The 25,239-nt window shown below is 61.2% G+C and carries 30 protein-coding genes; 19 read left to right on the forward strand and 11 right to left on the reverse strand.

Annotation, left to right across the window (positions count from 1 at the left end):
- The 3 genes from dapA to RTX98_RS01545 form a co-directional block, all read left to right on the forward strand.
- Window positions 1-628, forward strand: a 628-nt coding sequence (gene dapA, locus RTX98_RS01535) for a 4-hydroxy-tetrahydrodipicolinate synthase (protein ID WP_312794094.1), incomplete at its 5' end; no start/stop codon positions are given.
- Window positions 629-654: 26 nt separating this feature from the next.
- The gene (gene smpB / locus RTX98_RS01540) at window positions 655-1,131 is read left to right on the forward strand and encodes an SsrA-binding protein SmpB (protein WP_312794096.1); all 477 of its coding nucleotides are present in this window, start codon (window positions 655-657) and stop codon (window positions 1,129-1,131) included.
- A complete protein-coding gene (locus RTX98_RS01545) occupies window positions 1,131-1,511 on the forward strand; it encodes a hypothetical protein (RefSeq protein ID WP_312794098.1) in 381 nt (126 codons plus the stop codon). Before smpB ends, RTX98_RS01545 begins: the two co-directional genes overlap by 1 nt.
- A 2-nt stretch (window positions 1,512-1,513) precedes the next feature.
- On the opposite strand, the gene RTX98_RS01550 is transcribed toward RTX98_RS01545, so the two are convergent.
- Together RTX98_RS01550 and RTX98_RS01555 are read right to left on the reverse strand one after the other, a co-directional pair.
- Window positions 1,514-2,182: a uracil-DNA glycosylase gene (locus RTX98_RS01550; protein WP_312794100.1), complete on the reverse strand. Its 669-nt coding sequence runs from the start codon at window positions 2,180-2,182 to the stop codon at window positions 1,514-1,516.
- Window positions 2,175-2,762, reverse strand: a complete 588-nt coding sequence (locus RTX98_RS01555; protein WP_312794102.1) for an NYN domain-containing protein — start codon at window positions 2,760-2,762, stop codon at window positions 2,175-2,177. The genes RTX98_RS01550 and RTX98_RS01555 overlap by 8 nt, the downstream gene beginning before the upstream one ends.
- 206 nt (window positions 2,763-2,968) lie before the next feature.
- Between RTX98_RS01555 and rpoZ the strand changes: the two genes are divergently transcribed.
- From rpoZ to recO, 8 genes are all read left to right on the forward strand, one after another.
- Window positions 2,969-3,358, forward strand: a complete 390-nt coding sequence (gene rpoZ, locus RTX98_RS01560; protein ID WP_189501397.1) for a DNA-directed RNA polymerase subunit omega — start codon at window positions 2,969-2,971, stop codon at window positions 3,356-3,358.
- 114 nt (window positions 3,359-3,472) lie between these two features.
- The gene (locus RTX98_RS01565) at window positions 3,473-5,692 is read left to right on the forward strand and encodes a bifunctional (p)ppGpp synthetase/guanosine-3',5'-bis(diphosphate) 3'-pyrophosphohydrolase (RefSeq protein ID WP_312794103.1); all 2,220 of its coding nucleotides are present in this window, start codon (window positions 3,473-3,475) and stop codon (window positions 5,690-5,692) included.
- Between the two features lie 22 nt (window positions 5,693-5,714).
- Window positions 5,715-6,305: an orotate phosphoribosyltransferase gene (gene pyrE, locus RTX98_RS01570; RefSeq protein WP_312794104.1), complete on the forward strand. Its 591-nt coding sequence runs from the start codon at window positions 5,715-5,717 to the stop codon at window positions 6,303-6,305.
- Window positions 6,306-6,314: 9 nt separating this feature from the next.
- Window positions 6,315-6,713 carry a holo-ACP synthase gene (gene acpS / locus RTX98_RS01575; protein ID WP_312794105.1) on the forward strand — a complete coding sequence of 133 codons (399 nt, stop codon included), beginning with the start codon at window positions 6,315-6,317 and terminating at the stop codon, window positions 6,711-6,713.
- Window positions 6,714-6,822: 109 nt separating this feature from the next.
- Window positions 6,823-7,572 carry a signal peptidase I gene (lepB, locus tag RTX98_RS01580; RefSeq protein ID WP_312794106.1) on the forward strand — a complete coding sequence of 250 codons (750 nt, stop codon included), beginning with the start codon at window positions 6,823-6,825 and terminating at the stop codon, window positions 7,570-7,572.
- A gap of 1 nt (window position 7,573) precedes the next feature.
- The gene (gene rnc, locus RTX98_RS01585) at window positions 7,574-8,296 is read left to right on the forward strand and encodes a ribonuclease III (RefSeq protein WP_312794107.1); all 723 of its coding nucleotides are present in this window, start codon (window positions 7,574-7,576) and stop codon (window positions 8,294-8,296) included.
- Window positions 8,289-9,224: a GTPase Era gene (era, locus tag RTX98_RS01590; protein WP_312794108.1), complete on the forward strand. Its 936-nt coding sequence runs from the start codon at window positions 8,289-8,291 to the stop codon at window positions 9,222-9,224. The genes rnc and era overlap by 8 nt, the downstream gene beginning before the upstream one ends.
- A gap of 19 nt (window positions 9,225-9,243) precedes the next feature.
- A complete protein-coding gene (recO, locus tag RTX98_RS01595) occupies window positions 9,244-9,999 on the forward strand; it encodes a DNA repair protein RecO (protein ID WP_312794109.1) in 756 nt (251 codons plus the stop codon).
- A gap of 2 nt (window positions 10,000-10,001) precedes the next feature.
- Here the strand turns inward: recO and RTX98_RS01600 are convergent, their stop codons facing one another.
- The 4 genes from RTX98_RS01600 to RTX98_RS01615 all read right to left on the reverse strand — a co-directional run bounded on the left by RTX98_RS01600 (window position 10,002) and on the right by RTX98_RS01615 (window position 13,696).
- Window positions 10,002-11,240, reverse strand: a complete 1,239-nt coding sequence (locus RTX98_RS01600) for an MFS transporter (RefSeq protein ID WP_312794111.1) — start codon at window positions 11,238-11,240, stop codon at window positions 10,002-10,004.
- A 96-nt stretch (window positions 11,241-11,336) separates the two neighbouring features.
- On the reverse strand, window positions 11,337-12,146 hold the full coding sequence (locus RTX98_RS01605) for a mechanosensitive ion channel family protein (RefSeq protein ID WP_312794112.1): 810 nt from the start codon (window positions 12,144-12,146) through the stop codon (window positions 11,337-11,339).
- Window positions 12,147-12,242: 96 nt separating this feature from the next.
- A complete protein-coding gene (locus tag RTX98_RS01610; protein ID WP_312794113.1) occupies window positions 12,243-12,845 on the reverse strand; it encodes an HD family hydrolase in 603 nt (200 codons plus the stop codon).
- Complete coding sequence (locus RTX98_RS01615; protein ID WP_312794114.1) at window positions 12,845-13,696, reverse strand: folate-binding protein YgfZ; 852 nt, start codon at window positions 13,694-13,696, stop codon at window positions 12,845-12,847. Before RTX98_RS01615 ends, RTX98_RS01610 begins: the two co-directional genes overlap by 1 nt.
- A gap of 63 nt (window positions 13,697-13,759) precedes the next feature.
- On the opposite strand from RTX98_RS01615, the gene RTX98_RS01620 reads away from it, so the two are divergent.
- On the forward strand, window positions 13,760-15,091 hold the full coding sequence (locus RTX98_RS01620; protein WP_312794115.1) for a dihydroorotase: 1,332 nt from the start codon (window positions 13,760-13,762) through the stop codon (window positions 15,089-15,091).
- 25 nt (window positions 15,092-15,116) lie between these two features.
- Here RTX98_RS01620 and RTX98_RS01625 read toward each other — a convergent pair whose 3' ends face one another.
- The 4 genes from RTX98_RS01625 to RTX98_RS01640 all read right to left on the reverse strand — a co-directional run bounded on the left by RTX98_RS01625 (window position 15,117) and on the right by RTX98_RS01640 (window position 17,175).
- The gene (locus RTX98_RS01625; RefSeq protein WP_312794116.1) at window positions 15,117-15,893 is read right to left on the reverse strand and encodes a hypothetical protein; all 777 of its coding nucleotides are present in this window, start codon (window positions 15,891-15,893) and stop codon (window positions 15,117-15,119) included.
- A gap of 76 nt (window positions 15,894-15,969) precedes the next feature.
- Entirely contained in the window at window positions 15,970-16,227 is a 258-nt protein-coding gene (locus RTX98_RS01630; RefSeq protein ID WP_189503189.1) for a hypothetical protein, read from the reverse strand.
- A gap of 142 nt (window positions 16,228-16,369) precedes the next feature.
- Window positions 16,370-16,741, reverse strand: coding sequence for a TIGR02301 family protein (locus RTX98_RS01635; RefSeq protein WP_312794117.1), 372 nt, complete (start codon window positions 16,739-16,741; stop codon window positions 16,370-16,372).
- Complete coding sequence (locus RTX98_RS01640; RefSeq protein ID WP_312794118.1) at window positions 16,738-17,175, reverse strand: NUDIX domain-containing protein; 438 nt, start codon at window positions 17,173-17,175, stop codon at window positions 16,738-16,740. The genes RTX98_RS01635 and RTX98_RS01640 overlap by 4 nt, the downstream gene beginning before the upstream one ends.
- Window positions 17,176-17,260: 85 nt before the next feature.
- Between RTX98_RS01640 and RTX98_RS01645 the strand changes: the two genes are divergently transcribed.
- Window positions 17,261-18,019, forward strand: coding sequence for an SOS response-associated peptidase (locus tag RTX98_RS01645; RefSeq protein WP_312794119.1), 759 nt, complete (start codon window positions 17,261-17,263; stop codon window positions 18,017-18,019).
- A gap of 3 nt (window positions 18,020-18,022) precedes the next feature.
- On the opposite strand, the gene RTX98_RS01650 is transcribed toward RTX98_RS01645, so the two are convergent.
- Window positions 18,023-18,199 (reverse strand): transcriptional regulator, encoded by a 177-nt coding sequence (locus tag RTX98_RS01650; protein ID WP_312794120.1) that lies wholly within the window; start codon window positions 18,197-18,199, stop codon window positions 18,023-18,025.
- Between the two features lie 413 nt (window positions 18,200-18,612).
- Here RTX98_RS01650 and cysS point away from each other — a divergent pair, with 413 nt between their 5' ends.
- The 6 genes from cysS to rarD (RTX98_RS01680) all read left to right on the forward strand — a co-directional run bounded on the left by cysS (window position 18,613) and on the right by rarD (RTX98_RS01680) (window position 25,232).
- On the forward strand, window positions 18,613-20,031 hold the full coding sequence (cysS, locus tag RTX98_RS01655; protein WP_312794121.1) for a cysteine--tRNA ligase: 1,419 nt from the start codon (window positions 18,613-18,615) through the stop codon (window positions 20,029-20,031).
- Window positions 20,028-20,519 (forward strand): GFA family protein, encoded by a 492-nt coding sequence (locus RTX98_RS01660; RefSeq protein WP_312794122.1) that lies wholly within the window; start codon window positions 20,028-20,030, stop codon window positions 20,517-20,519. The genes cysS and RTX98_RS01660 overlap by 4 nt, the downstream gene beginning before the upstream one ends.
- Window positions 20,516-21,481 (forward strand): prolyl aminopeptidase, encoded by a 966-nt coding sequence (pip, locus tag RTX98_RS01665; protein ID WP_312794123.1) that lies wholly within the window; start codon window positions 20,516-20,518, stop codon window positions 21,479-21,481. Before RTX98_RS01660 ends, pip begins: the two co-directional genes overlap by 4 nt.
- Window positions 21,482-21,596: 115 nt before the next feature.
- Complete coding sequence (gene cimA, locus RTX98_RS01670; protein ID WP_312794125.1) at window positions 21,597-23,216, forward strand: citramalate synthase; 1,620 nt, start codon at window positions 21,597-21,599, stop codon at window positions 23,214-23,216.
- An 87-nt stretch (window positions 23,217-23,303) separates the two neighbouring features.
- Window positions 23,304-24,248, forward strand: coding sequence for an EamA family transporter RarD (rarD, locus tag RTX98_RS01675; RefSeq protein ID WP_312794173.1), 945 nt, complete (start codon window positions 23,304-23,306; stop codon window positions 24,246-24,248).
- A gap of 75 nt (window positions 24,249-24,323) precedes the next feature.
- Window positions 24,324-25,232, forward strand: a complete 909-nt coding sequence (rarD, locus tag RTX98_RS01680; RefSeq protein ID WP_312794127.1) for an EamA family transporter RarD — start codon at window positions 24,324-24,326, stop codon at window positions 25,230-25,232.
- The last annotated feature ends 7 nt before the right edge of the window (window positions 25,233-25,239 follow it).

The raw sequence follows: 25,239 nt of genomic DNA on the forward strand, positions 1-25,239 counted from the left end.
CGTGGAACTGGCGCAGTTCGCGGAAAGTGTTGGCGCCGATGCCGTTCTGGTCGTCACGCCCTACTACAACAAGCCGCCGCAGCGTGGGTTGTACGCCCACTTCAAGGCGGTTGCCGAAGCGACCTCGCTGCCGATCCTGATCTACAACATTCCTGGTCGGTCGGTGATCGACATGACGCCGGAAACGATGGGCCAGCTGGCGCATGACTTCAAGAACATCGTCGGTGTGAAGGACGCGACCGGCAAGATCGAGCGCGTGTCGGAACAGCGCATCACCTGCGGCAAGGGCTTCATCCAGCTTTCGGGTGAAGACGCATCTGCCCTCGGGTTCAACGCGCATGGTGGCGTTGGTGCGATTTCTGTTACGTCGAATGTCGCGCCGCGGCTTTGCTCGGAGTTCCAGGAAGCGTGCCGCGCCAACGACATGGAGCGCGCTCGCGAATTGCAGGATCGCTTGATGCCGCTGCATAAGGCTATCTTCCTGGAGCCAGGCGTTTCCGGCACGAAATACGCGCTGTCGCGCCTCGGCAAGATCGAGAACGTCGTGCGGTCACCGCTCGTGACGGTGGAAAACAGCACGGCCGAGAAGATCGATGCTGCTTTGAAGCATGCCGGGCTGATGAACTAAGGCTTTAACAGCCCTATCTAGAAGCCATGACTCAGAAGAAGCACGACCCCAACAACAAGATTGCAGCCGAGAACCGCAAGGCGCGCTTTTCCTACGAGGTTCTCGATACGCTGGAGGCCGGGCTCGTTCTGACGGGCACCGAGATCAAATCGTTGCGCGAAGGGCATGCCACGATCGGCGAATCCTACGCGTCGGTGGAAGGCGGCGAAATCTGGCTGATCAACTCCTATCTGCCGGAATACTTGCAGGCGAACCGCTTCAATCATGAGCCGCGCCGGCGGCGCAAACTCTTGCTGAACAAGCGCGAAATGGCGCGCCTGTCGCAAAGCATCGAGCGTGAAGGCATGACGCTGGTGCCATTGAAGATCTATTTCAACGATCGCGGCAGGGCGAAGCTGCAGCTCGCCGTTGCGCGTGGCCGCAAGCTGCACGACAAGCGCGAAGCCGCCAAGCAGCGGGACTGGGGCCGCGAAAAGGCCCGGCTTATGAAGGACCGGGGTTGATGAAACGACTTCTGCTAGGGCTGGTCTTTATGACTGCGGCGATGCTGCCGGCCCATGCCGCCGAAACAGATGCGGAATTCGCGCAGCGCTTGCACCAGCATCTGATCACGGTGCGAGCTGATGAGCGGGTTATCGCAGTTGCGCGAGAGGCGTCGCCCAGCAATGTGACGGTCGAGTTCCGGCTTGATCCAGAAGGCAAGGTCGGCAAACCGAAGATCGTGCATTCGATTCTGTCGCAGGACGCTCAGAAGGCGATCCTGTCAGCGCTCGGCGATCTGCCGCCAATCTCGCTCAACGGTTATGTCGCGGAAGCCACCTACCAACTGCCGCTGCGGCTCGAATATGTCGAGCCTGTGCCGCCAGCAGCACCGGCGCAATAAGCTCAGCCTACTGAATCGATCACGCTACGCGCGAGCCTGAACACGTCATGGAACATGGATGTGGTCAGCACGCCTGTGTTCGTGTTGTAGCGCGAGCAGTGGTAGCTCGAGATGATCGTTGGCCCGCCCGGCACATCAGCCGGCAGCCCGTGCTTAAACGGGTAATCCTTGATCTTCAAACCATAGGCGCGGACTGTCGACTGGTGCGCAATGGAGCCTAACGTCACAACCACGCGCAACGAATCGGGTTGATCAAACATCGGCGTAAGAAATTGCCGACAGGTGCGGATTTCTTCCGGCGTCGGCTTGTTTTCCGGCGGCACGCAGCGAACGGCATTGACGATCGCTGTGTCCAGCAGTTGGAGACTATCATCGGGCCGTGCTTCGAAATGGCCGGTGGCAAAGCCAAACTTCAGCAGCGTGCTGTAAAGCAGATCACCGGCATAATCGCCCGTAAAAGGCCGGCCCGTGCGGTTGGCGCCGCGCACCCCAGGTGCCAGGCCGATGATCAGCAGCTTGGCGGACGCTATTCCCTTAATCGGCAGGAAAGGCGGAACCGGCGCATTGAACCAGCTTGGTTCGCGCTCGCGCCATCCGGCGATGAAGTCATGGAGGCGGGGGCAGTAATTGCAGTCGGGCGAAGGCTCCGGCTGCGGGATGGCATCAGACAAGATCGTCTTCCGGTTCAAGCTCGACCGGATCTGGGCGACGAACCGGCCGCTCGGAAGGATCACGCCCCACCTCGGCGCGCAAGGACTGAAGGTCGATGAAATGATCGGCCTGACGGCGCAACTCGTCCGAAATCATCGGCGGCTGCGAGGACATGGTAGAAACCACACTGACCTTTCGGCCGCGACGCTGCAGCGCTTCCACCAGCGTGCGGAAGTCGCCGTCGCCTGAAAAGATCACGTAGTGGTCGACAACATCGGCGAGCTCAAGTGCATCGATCGCGAGCTCGATATCCATGTTGCCCTTCACCTTGCGGCGGCCGGTTGCGTCAGTGAATTCCTTGGCCGGCTTTGTGACGACGCGATAGCCGTTATAGTCGAGCCAGTCGATCAGCGGTCGTATCGAGGAATATTCCTGATCCTCGACGAGCGCCGTGTAATAATAGGCCCGCAGGAGGTAGCCGCGCTTCTGAAAATTCGCGAGAAGCTTGCGGTAGTCGATGTCGAAGCCGAGGGAACGCGATGTGGCGTAGAGATTGGCTCCGTCGATGAACAAAGCGATCTTTTCGCGCGGGTCGAACATTGGAAAAGTCCTTCTACGAAAATTCAAAGTCGAAACATCTTGGAGAAACTGACGGCACGAAAAAGCGTTGCACTATGATCAAGCCGTAATCACATTTCTGCCGAAAAGCGATGATTGCGAAGCGCGGCACTTTGCCTTGTTTTTTCCGCCTTTTCCGGCTAAGCACGCCTCAAATTCCGACATCCATCGATAGGAAAGGGGCATTCATGGCCCGCGTAACCGTTGAAGATTGCATCGACAAGGTGAACAACCGCTTCGAGCTGGTTCTGCTTGCCGGTCATCGCGCCCGCCTTATTTCGCAGGGTGCGCCGATCACCGTTGATCGTGACAACGACAAGAACCCGGTCGTGGCTCTGCGCGAAATCGCCGACGAAAAGCTGTCGCCAGGCGACCTCAAGGAAGATTTGATTCACTCGCTGCAGAAGCATGTGGAAGTCGACGAGCCGGAAGCCGATGCCGGTCAGGTCGAAGCCAACGCCAATGCGCCGGCTGACGATGTCGAAGAAGAAAACATCACCTTCGACCGCATGACGGAAGAAGATCTGATCGCTGGCATCGAGGGTCTCGTAGCTCCGGAAAAAAGCGACGATTTCTGATTGCTTGGTTCAATCGCCGCCTCTTTCATGAGGGCGATTTGATGCTACTTGAGGGGTATCGGCGCAGTTCGGCGGCGGTACCCCTTTTCTTGTTCTGCTTTGGAGCTTCCGCCCATGATGCGTCAGTATGAGCTTGTCGAGCGCGTCCAGCGCTACAAGCCTGACGTCAACGAAGCGCTGCTCAACAAAGCCTATGTTTATGCCATGCAGAAGCATGGTCACCAAAAGCGTGCTTCGGGCGATCCCTACTTCTCGCATCCCCTCGAAGTCGCGGCGATCCTCACCGACATGCATATGGACGAGGCGACGATTGCCGTCGCATTGCTGCATGACACGATCGAGGACACGTCGGCTACGCGCCAGGAAATCGACGCACTGTTTGGCCAGGATCTCGGCCGTCTTGTCGAAGGCCTGACCAAGCTCAAGAAGCTCGATCTCGTTTCCAAGAAGGCGGAGCAGGCGGAGAACCTGCGCAAGCTCCTGCTGGCGATTGCGCAGGACGTGCGCGTTCTCCTCGTCAAGCTCGCCGACCGCATGCATAATATGCGGACCCTTGATCACATGGCGCCGGAAAAGCGTCTTCGGATCGCGGAGGAAACCATGGATATCTATGCGCCGCTGGCTGGCCGTATGGGTATGCAGGGTGTGCGCGAAGAGCTTGAAGAACTCGCCTTCCGCCATATCAATCCGGAAGCCTTCGAAACTGTCACCCACCGCCTTGCCGACATCTTCGAGCGCAACAAGACGACGCTGACAGACATCGAAAAGCTCTTGTCGGAGCTGTTTGCGCGCTTCGGCATCAAGGCCAGCGTGAAAAGCCGCCAGAAAAAGGCGTGGTCGGTTTTCCGCAAGATGGAAACCAAGGCGCTTTCGTTCGAGCAGTTGTCCGACATCTTCGGCTTCCGAGTGCTCGTGGGAAGCGTGGAAGACTGTTATCGCGTGCTCGGCCTGATCCACACGACCTGGTCGATGGTGCCGGGGCGGTTCAAGGACTACATTTCGACGCCCAAGCAGAACGATTACAGCTCGATCCACACCACGATCGTCGGTCCGGCGAAGCAGCGTATCGAGCTGCAGATCCGTACCGACGACATGAACAAGATCGCCGAATATGGCGTGGCCGCGCATGCCCTTTACAAGGACGGCATGAACAAGGCGCCGGCTGGTCACGGCGTCTCCAAGGACACCAACGCCTATGCCTGGCTGCGGCGCACGATCGAGGCGTTGGCAGAAGGCGACAGCCCGGAAGACTTCCTCGAAAACACCAAGCTTGAGCTGTTCCAGGACCAGGTCTTTTGCTTCACGCCGAAGGGCAAGCTGATCGCCCTGCCGCGCGGCGCAACGCCAATCGACTTCGCTTACGCCGTGCACACCGATGTTGGCGACACCTGCGTCGGCGTGAAGGTCAACGGCCATGTCATGCCGCTGATGACCGAGCTGAAGAACGGCGACGAGGTCGAGATCATCCGTTCCAAGGCGCAGGTTCCGCCTGCTGCGTGGGAATCCATGGTGGTGACGGGCAAGGCGCGCGCGGCCATCCGGCGCGCCACCAAGAACGCGATCCGCAAGCAATATTCCGGTCTGGGCATCCGCATTCTGGAGCGCGCCTTCGAGCGCAGCGGCAAGACCTTCTCCAAGGAAAAGCTGAAGCCGGTTCTGCATCGGCTTGGACAGAAAGAGATCGACGACGTACTGGCAGCGGTTGGTCGCGGCGAGTTGCCATCGCAATATGTCATCAAGGCGCTGTTTCCCGACTACAAGGACGAGCGCGTTCCGCCGGTGCCGCGTCAGCGCGAAGAAGGCTGGTTCAACATCCGCAATGCTGCCGGCATGCTGTTCCAGGTACCGGGCCGTTCGTCCTCCTCGCGCAAGACGAGAACCGATGGTGCGCTTCCGATTCGCGGCGTGCAGGGTGACCTGCCGGTGAAGTTCGCGCCCGAAGGTGCTGTGCCTGGCGACCGGATTGTCGGCATTCTGGAGCCGGGGCAGGGCATCACGATCTACCCGATCCAGTCGCCCTCGCTCACCGCCTTCGATGATCACCCTGAGCGATGGATCGATGTGCGCTGGGATATCGACGAGGCGACCGCAGAGCGCTTCCCTGCCCGAATCTCGGTCACGCTGATCAACGCGCCGGGTTCGCTTGCAGAGATCGCCGGGGTCATTGCGGCCAACGATGCCAATATCCACAACCTCTCCATGGTCAGCACCGCACCCGATTTCACGGAAGTGCTGATCGACCTGGAAGTGTGGGATCTCAAGCATCTCAACCGGTTGCTGTCGCAACTCAAGGATACATCCAGCGTTAGTGACGCACGCCGCGTCAATGGCTGATCATACGGATTGGAGGGGCTCCATGGACACGGATGAAGTGATTGAGGTTTTTCGCGAGGCTGGTGCCATCCTCGAAGGTCACTTCATCCTGACCTCGGGCCTGCGCAGCCCGATCTTCCTGCAGAAGGCACGCGTGTTCATGCATGCCGACAAGACGGAGAAGCTCTGCCGGGCGCTGGCCGAGAAGATCCGTCAGCAGTTCCCGGATGGCATCGATTATGTCGTCGGTCCGGCGATCGGCGGCCTCATTCCATCCTACGAGACCTCCCGTCATCTCGGCGTGCCCTCCATCTGGGTCGAGCGCGAAAACGGCGAGTTCCGGCTGAAGCGCTTCGACATCGACGAAGGCGCACGCATCGTCATCGTGGAGGATATCGTCACGACGGGTCTGTCGATCCGTGAGACAGTGACCGCCATGGTGAAAGTCGGTGCCAACGTACTTGGTGCGGCCTGCATCATCGATCGCTCCGCCGGCAAGGCCGACGTCGGCGTGCCGCTGGTGGCCCTCGCTCAGTATGAAGTGCCGGCCTATCCGCCGGATCTCATGCCGGAAGAGTTGGCCAAGATCCCGCCGGTGAAGCCCGGCAGCCGCTACACCAACGCGCCGGCCTGATAGCGCGCCATGATCATCGGTATCGGCAGCGATCTCATCGACATCCGACGGATCGAGAAAACGCTTGAACGGCATGGCGAGCGTTTTCGCGCGCGGGTCTTCACTGAGGTCGAGCAAGCAAAGTCCGAACGGCGCAAGGAACGTGCGGCGTCTTATGCCAAGCGCTTCGCGGCCAAGGAAGCCTGTTCCAAGGCGCTTGGTACGGGTCTGTCGCGGGGTGTTTTCTGGCGCGACATGGGCGTCGTAAACCTGCCGGGCGGCAAGCCGACGATGGAGCTGACCGGCGGTGCCGCGGATCGCCTGGCGCAGATGATGCCGGCAAAGCACCGCGCGGTGGTGCATCTGACGATCACCGACGATTACCCGCTGGCTCAAGCCTTCGTGATCATTGAGGCTTTGCCGGAATAAGCGTCGTCAACGCCGCTTTGCCGCCTGCATTGCCCACGATCACTCTAGCGGATAAGAGATGGCAGAATGACCTGCGGCGCTCATGCTCGAGCGCCGGACCGGAGACGGATTGAGCGTGGCAGACAAGACTGACAAGAAAAGCGGCGGCTTTGGTGAAACCATCAATGTGATCGCCCAGGCGCTGATCCTCGCTCTCATTATCCGGACGCTGTTCTTTCAGCCCTTCTCGATCCCTTCGGGTTCGATGCGTCCGACGCTGCTGGAAGGCGATTACCTCTTCGTGACGAAGTGGGCCTATGGGTATTCCAAGCATTCGCTGCCCTTCAGCCCCAATCTGTTCGAAGGTCGGATCTGGGGTTCGCAGCCGGAGCGCGGCGATGTTGTCGTGTTCAAATATCCGCCGAACCCAGCGCTCGACTACATCAAGCGCGTGATCGGCCTGCCGGGCGATCGCATTCAGGTGCGTCGCGGTGTGCTCTACATCAACGATCAGGCCGTGCCGCGCGAGCAGGTCGGGCATATCGACAATCCAGACATCACCGAAGAGAATCGCCCGGTCGACGTGTATCGCGAGACGCTGCCCAACGGCGTTTCCTACAACACGCTGGATCTGTCGCCGAACGCCGTTGGCGACGATACGCGCGAATTCGTCGTGCCGCCCGCGCATTACTTCATGATGGGCGACAATCGCGACAACTCCACTGACAGCCGCTTCACCGTCGGCTACGTGCCGGAAGAAAACCTGGTTGGTCGCGCCAACATCATCTTCTTCTCCATCGCCGACGGTGCCAGCCCGCTCGAGATCTGGAAGTGGCCGACCGAGCTGCGCGCATCGCGGCTGCTCAACGCTGTTCGATAGTATGCCGCGTCGAAAGCAAGGGGAGCCGTCGGGCAGGGCACTGGAAGAACGGATCGGCTACACGTTCAACGATCCGGCAAGGCTGGAAGGCGCGCTGACGCATGCCAGCGCCCGGCCTGCGGGCGGCACGGACTATCAGCGTCTCGAATTTCTGGGCGATCGCGTGCTTGGCCTGGTCGTTGCCGATTGGCTCTATGCGGATTACCCGACTTCGAACGAAGGCGAGATGTCGGTCCGGCTCAACGCACTGGTCAATGCCGAAACGCTGGCGGCGATCGCGGAAGACATCGGTTTGTCCGAGTGGATCAAGGCCGGGCGTGAGTTGCGCGGCGTGACCGGTCGCAAGCGCGTCAACATGCGCTCCGACGTCATGGAAGCGCTGATCGCAGCGATCTATCTAGATGGCGGATTCGAGCCGGCGCGGACATTCATCCGCACCTTCTGGAAGGAGCATGCGACCAAGGCGCAATCGGCCCGGCGCGATGCCAAGACCGAATTGCAGGAATGGGCGCATCAAACCCGCGCCGTCACGCCGAGCTATAGCGTTGCAAGCCGCACCGGTCCGGACCATGATCCCGTTTTCGTGGTCAAGGTGGTGATTGCCGGTGTTGCCGAGGAACAAGGAACCGGCCGCTCCAAGCGTGAAGCGGAACAGGCGGCTGCCCGCGCTGTTCTGATCCGTGAGGCTGTTTGGGCGGACGACGAGGAAACAGTGAATGCCTGAGACCGAAGCTTCGACCGACAACGCCTCAACAGGACTCGACACCCGCTCCGGTTTCGTCGCGTTGATCGGCGCGCCGAATGCGGGCAAGTCGACGCTGCTGAATCAGCTCGTCGGCTCCAAGGTCTCGATCGTCACGCATAAGGTGCAGACGACACGCGCCATGGTCCGCGGCGTAGTCACGCAGGACAAGGCGCAGATCGTGTTCGTGGACACGCCCGGCATTTTCCGCCCGCGCCGCCGCCTCGATACCGCGATGGTCACCACCGCTTGGCGCGGCGCCAAGGATGCCGACCTGATCGTTCTGCTGATCGATGCCGAACGCGGCATTCGCGGCGATGCTCAGGCGATCCTGGAAAGCCTCGCCGAGGTACAGCAGCCCAAGATCCTGCTTTTGAACAAGGTCGATCGCGTCAACCCGGAAGCGCTGTTGAAGCTGACGGCGGAAGCCAACGAGAAGGTTGCTTTCACCCGCACCTTCATGATTTCGGCGCTGACGGGTTCCGGTTGTAAGGACTTCCTGAACTATCTCGCCGAAACGCTGCCCGCCGGCCCCTGGTATTATCCGGAAGATCAGATTTCGGACCTGCCGATGCGCCAGCTGGCCGCCGAAGTGACGCGCGAAAAGCTGTATCTGCGCCTGCATCAGGAACTTCCCTATTCTTCCACGATCGAAACGGAGAAGTGGGAAGAAAAGTCGGACGGCTCGGTGCGCATCGAGCAGGTCATCTATGTCGAGCGCGACAGCCAGAAGAAGATCGTGCTTGGCCACAAGGGCGAAACGATTCGTGCTATCGGCCAAGCCGCGCGCCGCGAGATCGGCGACATGCTGGAACAGACCGTGCATCTCTTCCTGTTCGTGAAAGTACGCGAGAACTGGGGCGACGATCCCGAGCGTTATCGCGAGATGGGGCTTGAGTTCCCCTCCTAGGGGGCTCACATACGCGTTTATGGAGTGGCGCGACGAAGGCATCATCCTCGCAACTCGTAAGCACGGCGAAACCAGCGTCATCCTTGAAGTGATGACGCGCGGGCGTGGGCGCCATCTCGGCATGGTGCGCGGCGGACGTTCGCGACGCATGCGACCCTTTCTCCAGCCCGGCAACCGCGTAGATGTCTCATGGCGGGCGCGACTGGACGAGCAACTCGGCACCTTCCAGGTCGAGCCGATTGAGCAAAACGCAGCGCGGCTGCTGGAGAGCGCCACCGCCGTTCACGGCTTGCAAACGCTAGCCGCCCACCTGCGCCTTCTGCCAGAACGCGATCCGCATGCCCGTCTATACGAGACGCTGGGCCTCATCATCGCCCATCTCGATGATGCGACGGTGGCCGGCGCGCTGCTTGCTCGCTTCGAGATCATGGTGCTGGATGAACTCGGCTTCGGCCTCGATCTGCTGCAATGCGGTGCGACCGGAACACGCGACAACCTCACCTATGTCTCGCCAAAAACCGGCCGTGCGATTTCGGCCGAAGCCGGTGAACCATGGGCCGACAAACTCCTGCCGCTGCCGCCGTTCCTGAAAAGCGGCGCGGAGATCAGCGGCGACGGGCAGGCAGTCAGCGCCGCCTTTCGCCTGAGCGGCTACTTTCTGGCGCGGCATGTCTACGAGCCGCGCGGCATCACCGCGCCGGAGTCCCGTGCGAGCTTCCTTGCGGCGTTGTTGAAGGCGCTGGGTCGGCAGGCACCATCAGTGCCCACTGTCTGACCTTATTCCGCTGCGGCGAGAGTAGGGCGCTCCACGGGCTTTTCCCGGATCGGGAGATGCATCACGGCGGCAAACAGGCCAAGCACGACACCCAGCCACCAGACGGGATCGTAGCTGCCGATGCGGTCGTAGAGATAACCGCCCAGCCAAACGCCGAGAAACGAACCGATCTGATGCGAGAAGAAGGCGATGCCGCCCAGCAGTCCGAGATGCCGCGTGCCGAACATGATTGCCACTAATCCGTTTGTCGGCGGCACGGTCGATAACCAGAGCAGACCCATCAGCACCGCAAACACGATCACCGATGCGGGCGATTGCGGCAAAAGCAGGAAGGCCGTCACCAGCACCGAGCGCCCGAAATAGATCCAGGCGAGGAAGTGCGGCTTCGAATAACGCTGCGCAATCGCGCCGGCGCTGAGTGAGCCGATAATGTTGAAGAAGCCGATCAGCGCCAGAGCCAAAACCGCATAGCGGGCCTCAATGCCGAGATCGGCGATATAGGCTGGGAAATGCGCGGTGATGAAAGCCACCTGGAAACCGCAAACGAAGAAGCCGGCGACCAGCAGATTATAGGAGCGGTGCCCTAGCGCTTCCTTCAGCGCAGCGCCCATCGTCTGCTCATACACGGCCTGCTGAGCCAGTCCGCTCTTGGAGTTGCCGCGCAAGGGAATGGCGATGAAGGGCAGCAGAAGCATCATGCCGGCCATGATCAGCAGCGACTGATACCAGCCATAGGCTTCGATCAGACCCTGGCTGAGCGGCGCAAACAGGAACATGCCGGCCGAGCCAGCAGCCGTTCCCAGCCCGAACACGAAGCTGCGGCGCTCAGGCACCACATTGCGCGCGAAAGCTGCCAGCACGATGCCGAAGGAGCCGGACGCTACGCCCAGTCCAACCATGATGCCGCCGCCGAGATACAGCATGCCCGGCGAGGTAGCAGTTGCCATCATGACGAGGCCCGCGCAGTAGATGATTCCAGACAGCGCCAGAACGCGCCACGTGCCATAGCGGTCTGCCAGCGCGCCGAAGATCGGCGTTCCGAAGCCCCAAGCCAGGTTCTGCAGCGCCATGGCCAGGCTGAACGTGGTGCGGTCCCAGCCTTTTTCGGCCAGCAAAGGCAGCTGGTAGAAGCCCATTGCCGAGCGCGGGCCGAAGGTCAGCGCCGCGACCAGACAGCCGCAGATGATGATCAGCCAGGGAAGGCCGTTTTGCTGAGTTTGAACAGCTGAGGCGCGGGACATGGGCGGAGCTCCGAAGGGAACGCCAAACTACGCGCTTTGTCTGCAGCTTCAAATGAATTGATGAAACCGGTGCTTCAGCAATCTTGATGGAAGCGATTACTTGATCGCAATGCCCTTGTTGCGCAGCGCCTCTTCCAGCGCGCGGTTCAGGTCGAAGCGGGCAGCCGTGAAGTCCGTCGTCGCCGTCCAGTAGCGCGCCGCCAGGGTCAAGCCCGCACCGCTGAGCTCGGAAACATACACGGCCGGCGCCGGATCGTTGATGACGCGCGGATCGGCATCGAGCAGGCCGCGAAGAACGGCCTGGGCTTCTTCAAGATTGGTGTCGCCACCGATCTTGACGGTCAGCTCATTGCGACGCGTGGCGTTGCGGGTGTAGTTCTTGACTGGCGTGTTCCAAAGCGAGCTGTTCGGCGCGAGCACATAGATGCCCTCTTTGGTCTGCAACTCGGTGGCAAACAGGCCTACATCGCGGATGGTGCCCCCGATCGCGGATGTCTCGATATACTCGCCCACCCGGAAGGGACGCAGGAACAGCAGCATCAAGCCCGCCGCGATGTTCTGAAGCGTGCCTTGCAACGCAAGGCCAACCGCCAGGCCGGCGGCACCGAGGGCGGCGATGATGCTCGTGGTTTGCACGCCGAATTGGGACAGAACGGTGATCGCGACCAGGATCAAGACGCCGTAGCGCAGGCTCTTGGACAGGAAGCGCTTTACCGTCTCGTCGACATGGCCGAAGGCGCCCATGGCACGATAGGACCAGCGCTCGGCCAAACCGGCGATCAGCCAGCCGATGATCAGGATCAGGATCGCACCCACCGCGGAGAAGGAATAGGCGACCACCAGCGCAATCAGCGCCTGCCACGTATCACCTGCCGCAGCAAAGAAGTTGGGTGTCGAACCATTCATAATCAAGACGTCTCCATCATTCGGCGGCTACCAATCGCGCCGAGGGCGCCATTCACCAACCGAATGCGGCAGGGGGAAGGCCGGAAGGGGTGGAACTCAGTTCCGCCAGATCTCGGCATGGCGTTGGAGAAAGGCTTCCTGCACGGCAAGCGCTGGCAATGGCGTCAAGGGGAAACGGTCAGCCGACAAGCCGCGAGGCCGGCCAAAGAACTCGGCGGCTTCCTTTTCGCTGAAGCCGGCAAGCTGCGTCGCCTCGAAATAAGCGGCGATGTGGTCGGCCCGTTTGATCAGGGTTTTGACGGGCGCGGGTAGAACGGGCGCCAGGCCGAAACGCAGGTGAATGGCCGTTTGCAGGCGATGCTCGACGGCCTTGTAATCACCACCCACCGCCGCCTTGAAGGGTGAGATCATGTCGCCGATGACATATTCCGGCGCATCGTGGAGAAGGGCAGCAAGTTGGATCGCATCATGTGTTTCGGGCTGCAGGACCGACACGATGTCTTCAACCAGCAGCGAATGCTGCGCGACAGAGAACGCATGATCGCCCACGGTTTGGCCATTCCAGCGCGCGACTCGGGCAAGTCCGTGCGCAATATCGGTGATTTCGACGTCGAGAGGGAACGGATCAAGCAGATCCAGCCGCCGCCCTGACAACATGCGCTGCCAGGCGCGCGCCTTTGGTGCGGTTCGCACGGACATCAGTCTTCTGCAGCAGTGGCTTCGGGAAAGCCGAATTTCGCCCAGGCCGGAATGGAAAGCGTGACGCTGGTTTCTCCTGCGAGCAGCGGCACGCCGCGATCAACCGCACTCTTCACCTTGTCGAGCCGCACCAAAGCCAAACCGGACGCTCCGGTGGACGAACCCATGGTGCCGACCGGTCGGCCATCAACCGTGATCGGCGTTCCGAAAGCAGGAAGCGCGGCATCAGCAGTTGCGATCAACATGCGGCGGCGCGCAGTGCCCCGATGCTGCATGCGCGAAACGACTTCCTGGCCGACATAGCAGCCCTTCTTGAAGCCGACGCCCCCGTTCTGGTCGAGGAGAACATCATGCGGGAAAGCGTCGGAAAGTTCGTAATCGGATCCGCTTTCCGCCACGCCCTGTGCGACGCGAAAAGCGGCCCACTTGTCCAAGGCTGCAGAAGCCGAAAGGTCGGCATCGTAGAAACGACTCACCGATACATCCGGAAAGCGGCGATCCAAAACAGATGATCCTGATTGTGAGGAAGCGGATTTATCGCCCCAGCCAATCTGCACAAGCGATTCATCTTCAACGGAGATTTCTACCTTGGCGCGTAGCCGGTACATCATCAACCGCCGGGCAAAATCCGCGGCGATGTCGCTCCGGCATTCCAACCGGAAGCCGCCATTTATTCGCGAGATCAGGAAGTCGAACAGGATCTTGCCCTGCGGCGTCAGCAGCGCACCCGGTCGTGCCTCGCCGGCTTGAAGCGTAAGGAGGTCAAGCGTCAGGATGTTCTGCAGGAAGTCCTCGGCCTCAGGGCCGGTGACGAGAATGCAGGCGCGGTCAGGAAGGGATACAACGGGCATGGTCTTCACTTGTCACAAGGCTGCCCATTACGTAAGCCCGGCCATCAACGGGGACAAGTTGCGATGACCGCGAGCTACGATCTGATCCTGGCAGGCGCCACGGTGGTGAACCATGATGGCGAGGCGATCAGAGACATCGGCGTCACGTCGGGGCGGATCGCTTACATCGGTGACCTGTCCCGAGCAGATGCTGGTGAGCGAGTCGATTGCACGGGCCTGCATATCCTGCCGGGCGTGGTCGACAGCCAGGTCCATTTCCGCGAGCCGGGCATGGAGCACAAGGAAGATCTGGAAACCGGTTCGCGCGCGGCCGTGCTGGGAGGGGTGACGGCGGTGTTCGAGATGCCAAACACCAATCCGCTGACCACGAGTGAGGCTGCTCTGGCCGAAAAGATCAAGCGCGCCACAAACCGCATGCATTGCGACTTCGCCTTCTGGGTCGGCGGAACGCGCGAGAATGCGGGCGACGTGGCAGAACTGGAGCGCCTGCCGGGTGCCGCAGGGATCAAGGTTTTCATGGGGTCATCGACCGGCGATCTGCTGGTGGAAGACGACAACGGGGTCTACGAGATCCTGAAGAACACGCGTCGCCGCGCGGCCTTTCATTCCGAGGATGAGTTCCGGTTGCGCGAGCGCTTGGGCAAGCGGGTCGAGGGGGATCCGTCCTCGCATCCGGTCTGGCGCGATGCCATTGCGGCGCTGCAATGCACCGAACGACTGGTGTCAATTGCCCGAAAGGCACGGGCAAAGATCCACGTTTTGCATATTTCAACGCGCGACGAGATCCCTTTCCTGGCCAAACACAAGGATGTCGCAACCTGTGAGGCGACGCCGCATCACTTGACGCTGTCGGCGGACGATTATGCTCGTCGCGGCACCCTCATCCAGATGAACCCGCCTGTGCGGGATGCGCATCATCGCGACGGCATCTGGGAGGGTATCAGCCAGGGCATCGTCGATGTGCTGGGCTCCGATCATGCGCCGCACACTTTGGAGGAAAAGGCCAAGCCTTATCCCGCCTCGCCCTCCGGTATGACCGGTGTGCAGACGCTGGTTCCGATCATGCTCGATCACGTCAACGCCGGGCGCCTGTCGCTGCAGCGTTTCGTGGACCTGTCGAGCCACGGCCCGAATCGCATCTTCGGCATGGCGCGCAAGGGACGGATCGCCGTGGGCTACGATGCCGACTTCACGATCGTCGACATGAAGCGCACCGAAACCATCACCCATGCGCAGGCCGGCTCGAAGGCTGGCTGGACGCCTTATGACGGCAAGCAGGTGACAGGCTGGCCGGTCGGCACTGTGGTGCGCGGAACGCGCGTGATGTGGGAAGGCGAGATCGTCACGCCTTCAACCGGACAGCCGGTGCTGTTCTCGGACGCGCTCCCCGCCTGAGGGCGCCCTATCGGCCGGAGGTCGCTTATTCGCCAGCGACGAAGAAGGACCAGCGGCCTTCCGGCGTGATGCCGACGCGGTAGAAGATGTAGGCGCCGATGCTCTTCATCTCCTCGAAGTCGCCGGCCGTCACGATGCGGAACAGCTCGACGCGCTGGGCCGGCGTCAGCTTGTCCAGCGGCAAAGCGAAGAAGTAGGGCCAGACGTAAAGCTCTTCGGGCGTTCCGGCATCCACATGGACATAGCCGGCTTCCAGAATCTCTTCGAGGATCGCGAGAATTTCCTGACCCTGGTCGTCGCCGGCCAGCTGGCGGATGAAGTCGATCGGATCGCCGTCGATTTCGCCCAGCGTCAACTGAGTCTGCGAATCACCATTGCCGATCAGCGGCCGCAGCTTTTCCAGGTCGCCACTCTTGCAGGCGTCGATGATCAGCTGGTGCATGCGCTTCACCGGTTCCGGCAAACGCTGCAGATCATAAACGATTTCGGGCGGCGGGCTGTCGGGATCGGCGCGCGGGTGAACGGCGGACGGAGAGGTTTGCGGCTCGTCGCCGCTGTCATCGGGATTATCCTGCCCGGGCTGCGCATCCGGCGCAGTGGTCTCTCCGTCATTGGCGTTGGGCAGCGGCAGGGGCGTGCGCTGGATCGACGGCGTCGATGCCGATGGCTCGCTCGGCGCACCCTGCGGGATTTCGCTCAAAGCGAAGGCCGGCACACTGAAGGTGACTAAGGCCGTCGAAGCAAGAAGGGTGCCGCCGAGGACAAGCCCCAGCGCAGGGAGCAGGCGTTGTGCACGCATCATCGGGTTCCTTCCAAGCGAATCGGGTGTCCAGCCTTTCGAGCAGCCGGATAAAACGCTTTCGGGACTTAATTCAGGACTAATGGCGAGATTGGTTGGCGTTGAACTCGCCGGCCTCAACGCGCTCACGCATGCGCTCGAGAAGCGCTAGGGCAGCTTCATCGCCGGACACGCGAAGCAGTTCCTCCAAAGCAGTGGCCAACGCCGTTTCGGCCATGATCTCGGGCTCGATGCCGGCGGAGATGCCGTCAGCCCAAGCTTCGCTATGGCTTTCAACAGCCGTGAGCCGCTTTTCCTCACGGATCATGGCGTCGATGTCGCTACGGCCTGGTTCCATGATTGCGATTCTTCCCGTCTGCATGTGTGTCTCCCGGGCGCAACACCGGGCGAACTTGATGCTTTCTTTTAATGTCCCATTAAAGTTTAGCACAGTCCGTCGAGTCGTCATCCTGCGAGATGGTTAAAAAGTAAACTGTGTCTTAATTGCCAAAACGTGCGGCAGTCTGGCTGGCAAGGTCCTGACCCTCGCTGCGATAGCGTTGAAGCGCGGTTTTCGCCGACGCCGTGCAGGTCGTGTAAACGCTGGCAAACGAGCGATAGCCGCGGTTGAAGCTTGCGATGAACCTGGCCTTTCGGGCCTCGTCAGGCGCTTCGGCACTCACCAGTTTTTCCATCAAGCCGCGCCATTGCGGGCCATCCTCTTTGCACAGCGTCGTAAGGTAGTGCAGCGAGCCAAGCACTTCCGACAAGCGCAGCAGAGACGGTTCGAACGGTGCTTCGGCCGCACGAACGGGCTGGCAGACTGAGAGGGCAGCGACAAGCACAGAAATGGGGAGCGCACGGCGGATCATTGATCTGATCCTGCCTCTTCAACATGGTCGCTTGAAGGCGCGGCCTCAAGAATTTCTTCGGCGATCTCGATCGTGGACGGGGTTACCTGCATCACTGCCATGTCGCTCAGGCTGAACCAGCCCGCATCGGCGGCATCATCAGCAGCCACCGCCTTCGTGTTGCCGCAAGCAACCGCGCTGAAGATATGCAGGTCGAACGATCCCCATTCGCCGGACAGGGTGATCATCCTGATCATGCGATAATCAGCGGCAACGAGGCCGGTTTCCTCGGTAAGCTCGCGCTTAACCGCTTCGTCGAGCGTCTCACCTGATTCGACGCGCCCGCCTGGGAATGCCCAGTAGTCCTTGCTCGGCGCGCGGCCGCGCTTCACGAGCAGGAAACGGTCCTTGTCTCGCAAAGCAACGGACACAGCGGGAATCGGTGCATTTGCCATTACGAGCGACTATCTAGGGCTTGGAAGCCAAGTCAAACACCGCCGCAATCTGGAACCGGAAATTCACGAGGAAATACACAAGCGCATGTGCGGACGCTTCACACTCATCGCGACGCCGAACGAGGTCGAAGACATCTTCGCCTCGATCGATCTGGAGCCGTTTCCGCCGCGCTACAACATCGCGCCGACTCAGCCGGTGCTCGTTGTCCTTCCCGCACCGCCGCGCGAACCCGGCTCCAACCTGCCGGACCGGCAAGCAGTTCTGGTGCGCTGGGGCCTGATTCCATCCTGGGCGAAGAACCCGGCGGACATGCCGCTGATGATCAATGCCCGTGCTGAGACCGTTCTGGAGAAGGCTGCCTTCAAGACGGCCATGCGCCATCGCCGCGTGCTGGTGCCGACAACCGGTTTCTATGAATGGCGGCGGGATGGCAAAACCAGGCAGCCCTTCTTTATCCGCCCCAAAGGCGGCGGGCTGATTGCTTTTGCCGGATTGATGGAAAGCTTCAGCGAACCGGGTGGCTCGGAGATCGACACGGCCGCCATCCTGACCACGTCAGCCAATGAAACATTGGCTCCGATCCATGACCGCATGCCGGTAGTGATCAAACGAGAGGATTTCGCGCGCTGGCTCGACTGCCGCACGCAGGAGCCGCGCGATGTGCTCGACCTCTTGAAGCCGGTTCAGCCGGATTTCTTCGAAGCGATCCCGGTATCGGATCGCGTCAACAAGGTCGCCAAGCTTGGCCCGGACCTGATCGAACGGGTCGAGGCGCCGGCAGCGGTGCCGAAGCCGAAGGTGTTGAAGAAGGGCGAAGAACCGGATCAACTTCGCCTGTTCTGAAATTTAAGCTGCCTGGCGCGAACGCTTCTGGCCATTGTCGCTCTCGGCCTGTTCCTGCTTCATCCTGGCTGCGAGCGCGCCGAGGATCGCGGCGGATCCGATCTGGCGATACTGGTCGGCGAGTTCGACATCTTGGCGCGCGTGCGATTGAGTGGCTTGCGCAGGCTTGATTTGCGGCATCTTGATACCTCCAACGGATGATGAACGTGCTGTCGACCGATGCTGGCCGATTAGGACCAAAGCGTGTCGGGAAACGGGGATCGGTCGCTTCATCCCGGTAACTCTTTGCTTCTATGTTTAATAAAACCCTAGCGGTTCCGACCGCCTGTTCTCCTCCGATTGTAGGGCATGATCGCTGTTGCGATTGGGCAACGGCCGACCTGCTCATCATCTTGCTTTTCCCTGGGGCAGGCGGCATAAACCCTTCCCATGAAAACGGCTTTCGCAATCTGCGGGATTTGCATTATCGGCTAGCGCTCAGCTGGTCCGGTCGTTTTCGCCTTCTTCCATCAAGACGAGACAAACGCCCCGGCCAGCAGGCAGGTCGGCGCGCGGTGTAAATCCGGGGTCATTCGAGGGGAAGGAACAGAAGAATGGCGGACACGCAGCTCAGGCTCACCAACACGCTCACCCGGTCGAAGGACGTGTTCACGCCCATCGATCCGGACAATGTGCGCATGTATGTCTGCGGCCCGACGGTCTACGACTTCGCCCATATCGGCAATGCGCGGCCCGTCATCGTGTTCGACGTGCTGTATCGCCTGCTGCGCCATGTCTATGGCGAGGATCACGTCACCTATGTCCGCAACATCACGGATGTGGACGACAAGATCAACGCGCGGGCCCTGCGCGATTATCCCGCCTTGCCGCTGAACGAGGCGATCCGCAAGGTCACGGAGAAGACGGCCAACCAGTTCCATAGGGATGTCGAGGCGCTGGGCTGCCTGCCGCCGAAACACGAGCCGCGCGCCACCGAGTTCGTGCTGCCGCGCGACGACGGCAAGACGGACATGGTGAGCCTGATTCAGATCCTCATCGATCGCGGCCATGCCTATGCAACGGATGGCGAAATCCTGTTCGATACTGCTTCGATGCAGGACTATGGCAAGCTGTCCCGCCGCCCGCTCGACGAACAACAGGCGGGCGCGCGCATTGCGGTCGACGCCCACAAGAAGAACCCCGGCGACTTCGTGTTGTGGAAGGCCTCATCCGTTGAAGAGCCCGGCTGGGACGCGCAGTTCACCGTCGGCGAAAAGCCGCTTGCCATTCGCGGCCGCCCCGGATGGCACATAGAATGCTCGGCCATGTCGGCGGCCTATCTCGGCGAAGTGTTCGATATCCATGGCGGCGGGCTCGACCTGATCTTCCCGCATCATGAAAACGAGATCGCCCAATCCTGCTGCGCCCACGGCCGGGACGTGATGGCCAATGTCTGGATGCATAACGGCTTCGTGCAGGTCGAAGGTCGCAAGATGTCGAAGAGCGAAGGTAACTTCGTGACGATCCACGACCTGCTTCATACGGACAAGTTCGGCGGGCGTAAGTGGCCGGGCGAAGTGCTGCGGCTGGCAATGCTGAAGACCAACTATCGCGAGCCGATCGACTTCACCGTCGCGAAGCTGGAAGAAGCGCTGCGCGAGATCGAGCGCTGGGAGCGGCTGGCGAAGGATGCGGAGCCGGCGGATGCGCCTGACAGCATCGTGCTCGATGCACTGGCTGACGACCTCAATCTCAACGAAGCCTTCGTGCGCATCCATGCCTTGATGAATGAAGGGCAGGCCGGAGCCGCCCTTGCTTCCTTGCATCTGCTGGGCATCGATCCGGTCCGGAAGGATACGGGCGACGTCGATGTTGCCGAGATCGTCCAGCGTCGTCTTGATCTCATCCGAGCCAAGAACTGGACCGAAGCCGACAAGATCCGCGACGAACTTCTTGCGAAAGGCATTCAGCTCAAGGACGGTAAGGATCCCGCCACGGGCGAGCGCATCACGACATGGGAGGTCAAACGATGAGCCTGGACAACAAACCGATCTACACCGGCGGCTGTCAGTGCGGCGCTGTTCGTTTTCGCGTTGAGGGCGCGCTGCATCATGCCTCCATCTGCCATTGCCGCATGTGCCAGAAGGCGTTCGGCAGCTTCTATGCGCCGCTGGCGACCGTGAACGAAGGCACGCTACGCTGGACGCGCGGTGAGCCCAAGCGCTTCAAGTCGTCCAGCATCGCCACGCGCGGTTTCTGCGCGGAATGCGGCACGCCGCTTTCGTTTGAAGCGGATGATGGCGTCGCTTTGGCGATCGGCGCCTTCGATGATCCCGCCAGCGTTGCGCCGGACAAGCAATGGGGCATCGAAAACAAGCTGCCTTACGTCGATGCGCTGCACGATCTGCCGGGCCAGCGCACCGAAGACGACGAGGAGGTTTCGCCCTTCTTGGCCGACCTGAAGAACTACCAGCATCCCGACTACGACACCGAGGCCTGGCCTCAAGGAAGCAAGCCATGAGCCAGCCTTTGCGCCAGCTGTATCCCGCCATCGAAGCCTATGCGTCTGGCCATCTCGATGTCGGCGACGGTCATCGCATTTACTGGGAACGGTCGGGCACACCGGGCGCCAAGCCGGCCGTGTTTCTGCATGGCGGGCCGGGCTCGACGCTCTCGCCGAACCACCGCCGGCTGTTCGATCCAGCACTTTACGACGTGCTCCTGTTCGAGCAGCGCGGCGCGGGCCGCTCCGAGCCGCATGCCTCGCTGGACGCCAACACGACCTGGGACCTCGTTGCCGACATCGAGCGGCTGCGTGACATGGTGGGTGTGGAGCAATGGCTGGTGTTCGGCGGCTCATGGGGCTCGACCCTGGCACTGGCCTATGCGGAAACGCATCCGGAGCGTGTGAGCGAGTTGGTGCTGCGTGGCATCTATACGCTGACCAAGGCGGAACTGAGCTGGTACTACCAGTTCGGCGTGTCCGAGATGTTCCCCGACAAGTGGGAGCGCTTCATCGCGCCGATCCCAGAAGCCGAGCGCGGCGACCTCATGGCTGCCTACCGCAAGCGACTGGTAGGTGACGACCGCGCCGAGCAGATCGCCGCTGCCAAGGCTTGGAGCCTGTGGGAAGGCGAGACAATCACGCTGCTGCCGGACCCCGCACTCAGCGCCCAGCATGATGGCGACGACTTCGCGCTGGCCTTTTCGCGGATCGAAAACCACTACTTCACCCATGCCGGCTGGTTGGAAGAAGGTCAGCTGATCCGCGATGCCGGCAAGCTGGCTGATATTCCCGGTGTCATCATCCACGGCCGTTACGACATGCCGTGTCCGCTGCGCACCGCCTGGGAGTTGCACAAGGCGTGGCCGGATTCGGAATTGCACATCATCGAAGGTGCTGGCCATGCTTATTCCGAGCCGGGCATCCTCGACCAGCTGATCCGCGCCACCGACCGCTTCGCCGGCAAGTCCGGGTCATGAACCGCGAGCGCCTGTTCCTGTTCGACACGACGTTGCGCTGCCCGTTCGCCCGCAGTAGCGAAGCGTGCGAGGACGAACAAAAGAGAGCCTCCGTCGCGCGGAACGAGTTGGCACGATGACCGGAAGAGAGCGACTATTCCTGTTCGACACGACGCTGCGCGACGGCCAGCAGACGCCTGGCATCGACTTTTCCGTCGAGGACAAGATCGCGATCGCCGGGATGCTGGACGTGTTCGGGCTGGACTATGTCGAGGGCGGCTATCCCGGTGCCAACCCCACCGACACGGCTTTCTTTACGAAGAAGCGCACGGCGCGGGCGAAGTTCGTCGCTTTCGGCATGACCAAGCGCGTCGGCGTTTCGGCGTCGAACGATCCCGGTCTGGCGGCGCAGACGCAGGCATCATCGGACGCGATCTGCTTTGTCGCGAAGAGCTGGGACTATCATGTCCGTGTCGCGCTCGGCTGCACGAATGAGGAGAACCTCGACGCGATAAAGGCGTCCGTCGAAGCAGCAGTTGCGGCTGGCAAGGAAGCGCTGGTCGACTGCGAGCACTTCTTCGACGGCTTCAAGGCCAATCCGGATTATGCTCTGGCCTGCGCCCGAACGGCCTTCGAAGCGGGCGCGCGATGGATCGTGCTGTGCGACACAAATGGCGGCACCCTGCCATCCGAAGTGCGTACGATCGTCGGCAAGGTTATCGACGCCGGGGTACCGGGCAGCCATCTCGGCATCCATGCGCATGACGATACGGGGCAAGCCGTTGCGAACTCGCTTGCAGCCGTGGAGGCCGGGGCACGGCAGATCCAGGGCACGCTGAACGGCATCGGCGAGCGCTGCGGCAATGCCAATCTGGTCAGCCTGATCCCGACCCTAATGCTGAAGCCGGCTTTCACAGAGCGCTTTGAACTCGGCATTACGCATGAGGCGCTGAGCGGCATCTCGCGCCTGTCGCATGCCTTCGACGAATTGCTGAACCGCGCGCCGCATGAGCAGGCGCCGTATGTCGGCTCCTCAGCCTTCGCCACCAAGGCCGGCATCCATGCTTCAGCCTTGCTGAAAGAGCCGGAAACCTACGAGCATGTGCCCCCGAAGACGGTAGGCAACCGCCGTCGCGTCATGGTTTCGGATCAGGGTGGCAAAGCCAACTTCATCGCCGAGTTGAAGCGCCGCGGCGTTCATGTCGCGCGCGATGATAGCAGGCTGGATACGCTGATCGCGCTGGTGAAGGATCGCGAAGCGCAGGGCTATGCCTATGAAGGCGCGGATGCGAGCTTCGAGCTTCTGGCGCGCCAGATGCTGGGTCACGTACCGAACTTCTTCGCCGTCACCAGCTTCCGCTGCATGGTCGAGCGCCGCTTCGATTCCGTAGGCCAGCTAAAGACCGTATCGGAAGCCGTCGTGAAGGTCATGGTTGACGGCGAAGAGAAGATGTCGGTCGCCGAAGGCAACGGCCCGGTGAACGCACTCGACATCGCCTTGCGCAAGGATCTCGGCAAGTTTCAGGACGAGATCGAGGATCTGGAACTGGTGGACTACAAGGTCCGCATCCTGAACGGCGGCACGGAGGCCGTGACCCGCGTCTTGATCGAATCGCAGGACAAGCAGGGCTCGCGTTGGCGCACGGTAGGCGTGTCGGACAATGTCATCGACGCATCTTTCCAGGCGCTCATGGATTCCATTACCTTCAAGCTGATGAAAAACCGCGAGCTGGCAGGTTTGGTGGCAGCCGAATGAGCCGCCGAATGAGCCATGCACGGCAAGCGGGTGGTCCAGCATCAGCCGCCTGTGGCGTCGATGCGCGGTCCGGCGCATAGCCAGATCATGTCCAGCCTTCCACCATCCTCGAAGCCCGCACCTTCAGCCGAAACTCGCGGCTTTATCTATGCCGGTTCGGCCTATCTCATCTGGGGCTGTCTGTTCCCGCTTCTGATGAAGCTGGTGGCGCATATTCCGTCCGCCGAGGTGATCGCGCATCGGGTGATCTGGGCTGTGCCGATTGCCGCCATCGTTGTGTTGTGGCTGGGGCGAACGGCCGATATTCGCGCTGCCCTCCGGTCTCCGCGAACCCTGTTGATGGCGACAATCACGGCGGCGGCCGTAACGATCAATTGGGGCGTTTATGTCTGGGCAATTTCCGTCAACCGTACGGTTGAAGCAGCCCTTGGCTATTACATCAATCCGCTGGTCACCGTGGCGATCGGCGCACTGATCATGGGAGAGAAGCTCGACCGCCTCCAGCTTGTCGCCATCGCACTGGCAACGATCGGCGTCGCGCTCGTGGCGATCGAAACCGGCGGCCTTCCCTGGATATCGCTGCTTCTGGCCTTCTCCTTCGCCATCTACGGCTTCCTGCGCAAGACGCTGCCGATCGGGCCAAGCCAGGGCTTCTTCCTGGAAACGATGATTCTGCTCATTCCCGCGCTGCCTTATGTCATCTGGCTCGCGGCAACGGGGCAGGGGCACTTCATGGCCGGCAGCGCGTCCGACACGTTCTGGCTGCTCGTTTGCGGCCCCGCGACGGCGGCGCCGCTTCTGCTTTATGGCTTCGGCGCCAAGCTGCTGCGCATAACCACCATCGGCATCATGCAATATATCGTGCCGACCGGCCTGTTCCTTCTTGCGGTCTTCGTGTTCGGTGAACCCTTCGGCTGGCACCGTGCAATTGCTTTTGCCTTCATCTGGGTCGCCCTCATCATCTACACCGCGTCTCTTCTGATGAAGCGCAGAGCCTTGACGGAACTGCCGTTGACCCCGGCCTCGTCCTGATCGTTCATGAAAAGCAAAGCGTTCATCAATGCTTTTCGATAGTCGCCGCGCCGCAGCCGGCTCATAGAGCCCGGCATGTCAAATCAGATCACATCCATCGCCCCGCGTGAATCGTCCAGCCGCGGCTTCGCCCTTGCGATCACCGCCTACCTCCTGTGGGGCTTCCTGCCGCTCTACATGAAAGCCGTCGGTCATATCCCTGCGGTTGAGGTTGTTGCGCACCGCGCTTTGTGGTCGGTTCCGATCGCTGCATTGGCGCTGTTCTGGGCGGGCCGTATGGGCGACCTGATCACGGCGCTGCGCACGCCGCGCATGCTCTTCATGGCCGTGGTTACTGCCGCCATCATCTCGGTCAACTGGGGCATCTATGTCTGGGCCATAGCGGTTGGCCGCACGGTGGAAGCCGCGCTCGGCTACTACATCAATCCGCTTTTCTCTGTCTTTCTGGCCGCACTATTCCTCGGTGAGCGGTTGAAGCGGGCGCAGCTCGTGGCCATCGGCCTTGCCATCATCGCAGTTTCCATTCTCGCCTGGGAACGCGGCGGTCTGCCTTGGGTGTCGGTTGCACTAGCGGTGAGCTGGGGCTTCTATGCCATGTTCAAGCGGTCCCTGCCGATCGGCCCTAACCAGGGCTTCTTTCTGGAAGTGCTGATCATCAGCGTGCCCGCGCTGGTCTACCTGATCTGGATTGGCATGACCGGCGGGTCGCACTTCTTCGGCGGTCCAGGCGGAGCCAATCCCTGGCTGCTGGCAGCATCAGGCCTCGTCACGGCTGTTCCGCTGCTGCTTTACGCCAATGGCGCAAAACTGCTGAAGCTGTCGACCATCGGCATGATGCAATATATCGCGCCGAGCATCGTCTTTCTGCTCGCGGTGTTCTGGTTCCGCGAGCCCTTCACCTTCACCACCTTGGTGGCTTTTCTGTTCATCTGGGCTGCGCTGGTAGTCTTTACCGCCTCGGCATTCCTGTCGCGCCGGACCTGATGCCGGC

It is taken from the genome of Tianweitania sp., assembly GCF_032053605.1.
GTDB lineage: Bacteria > Pseudomonadota > Alphaproteobacteria > Rhizobiales > Rhizobiaceae > Tianweitania.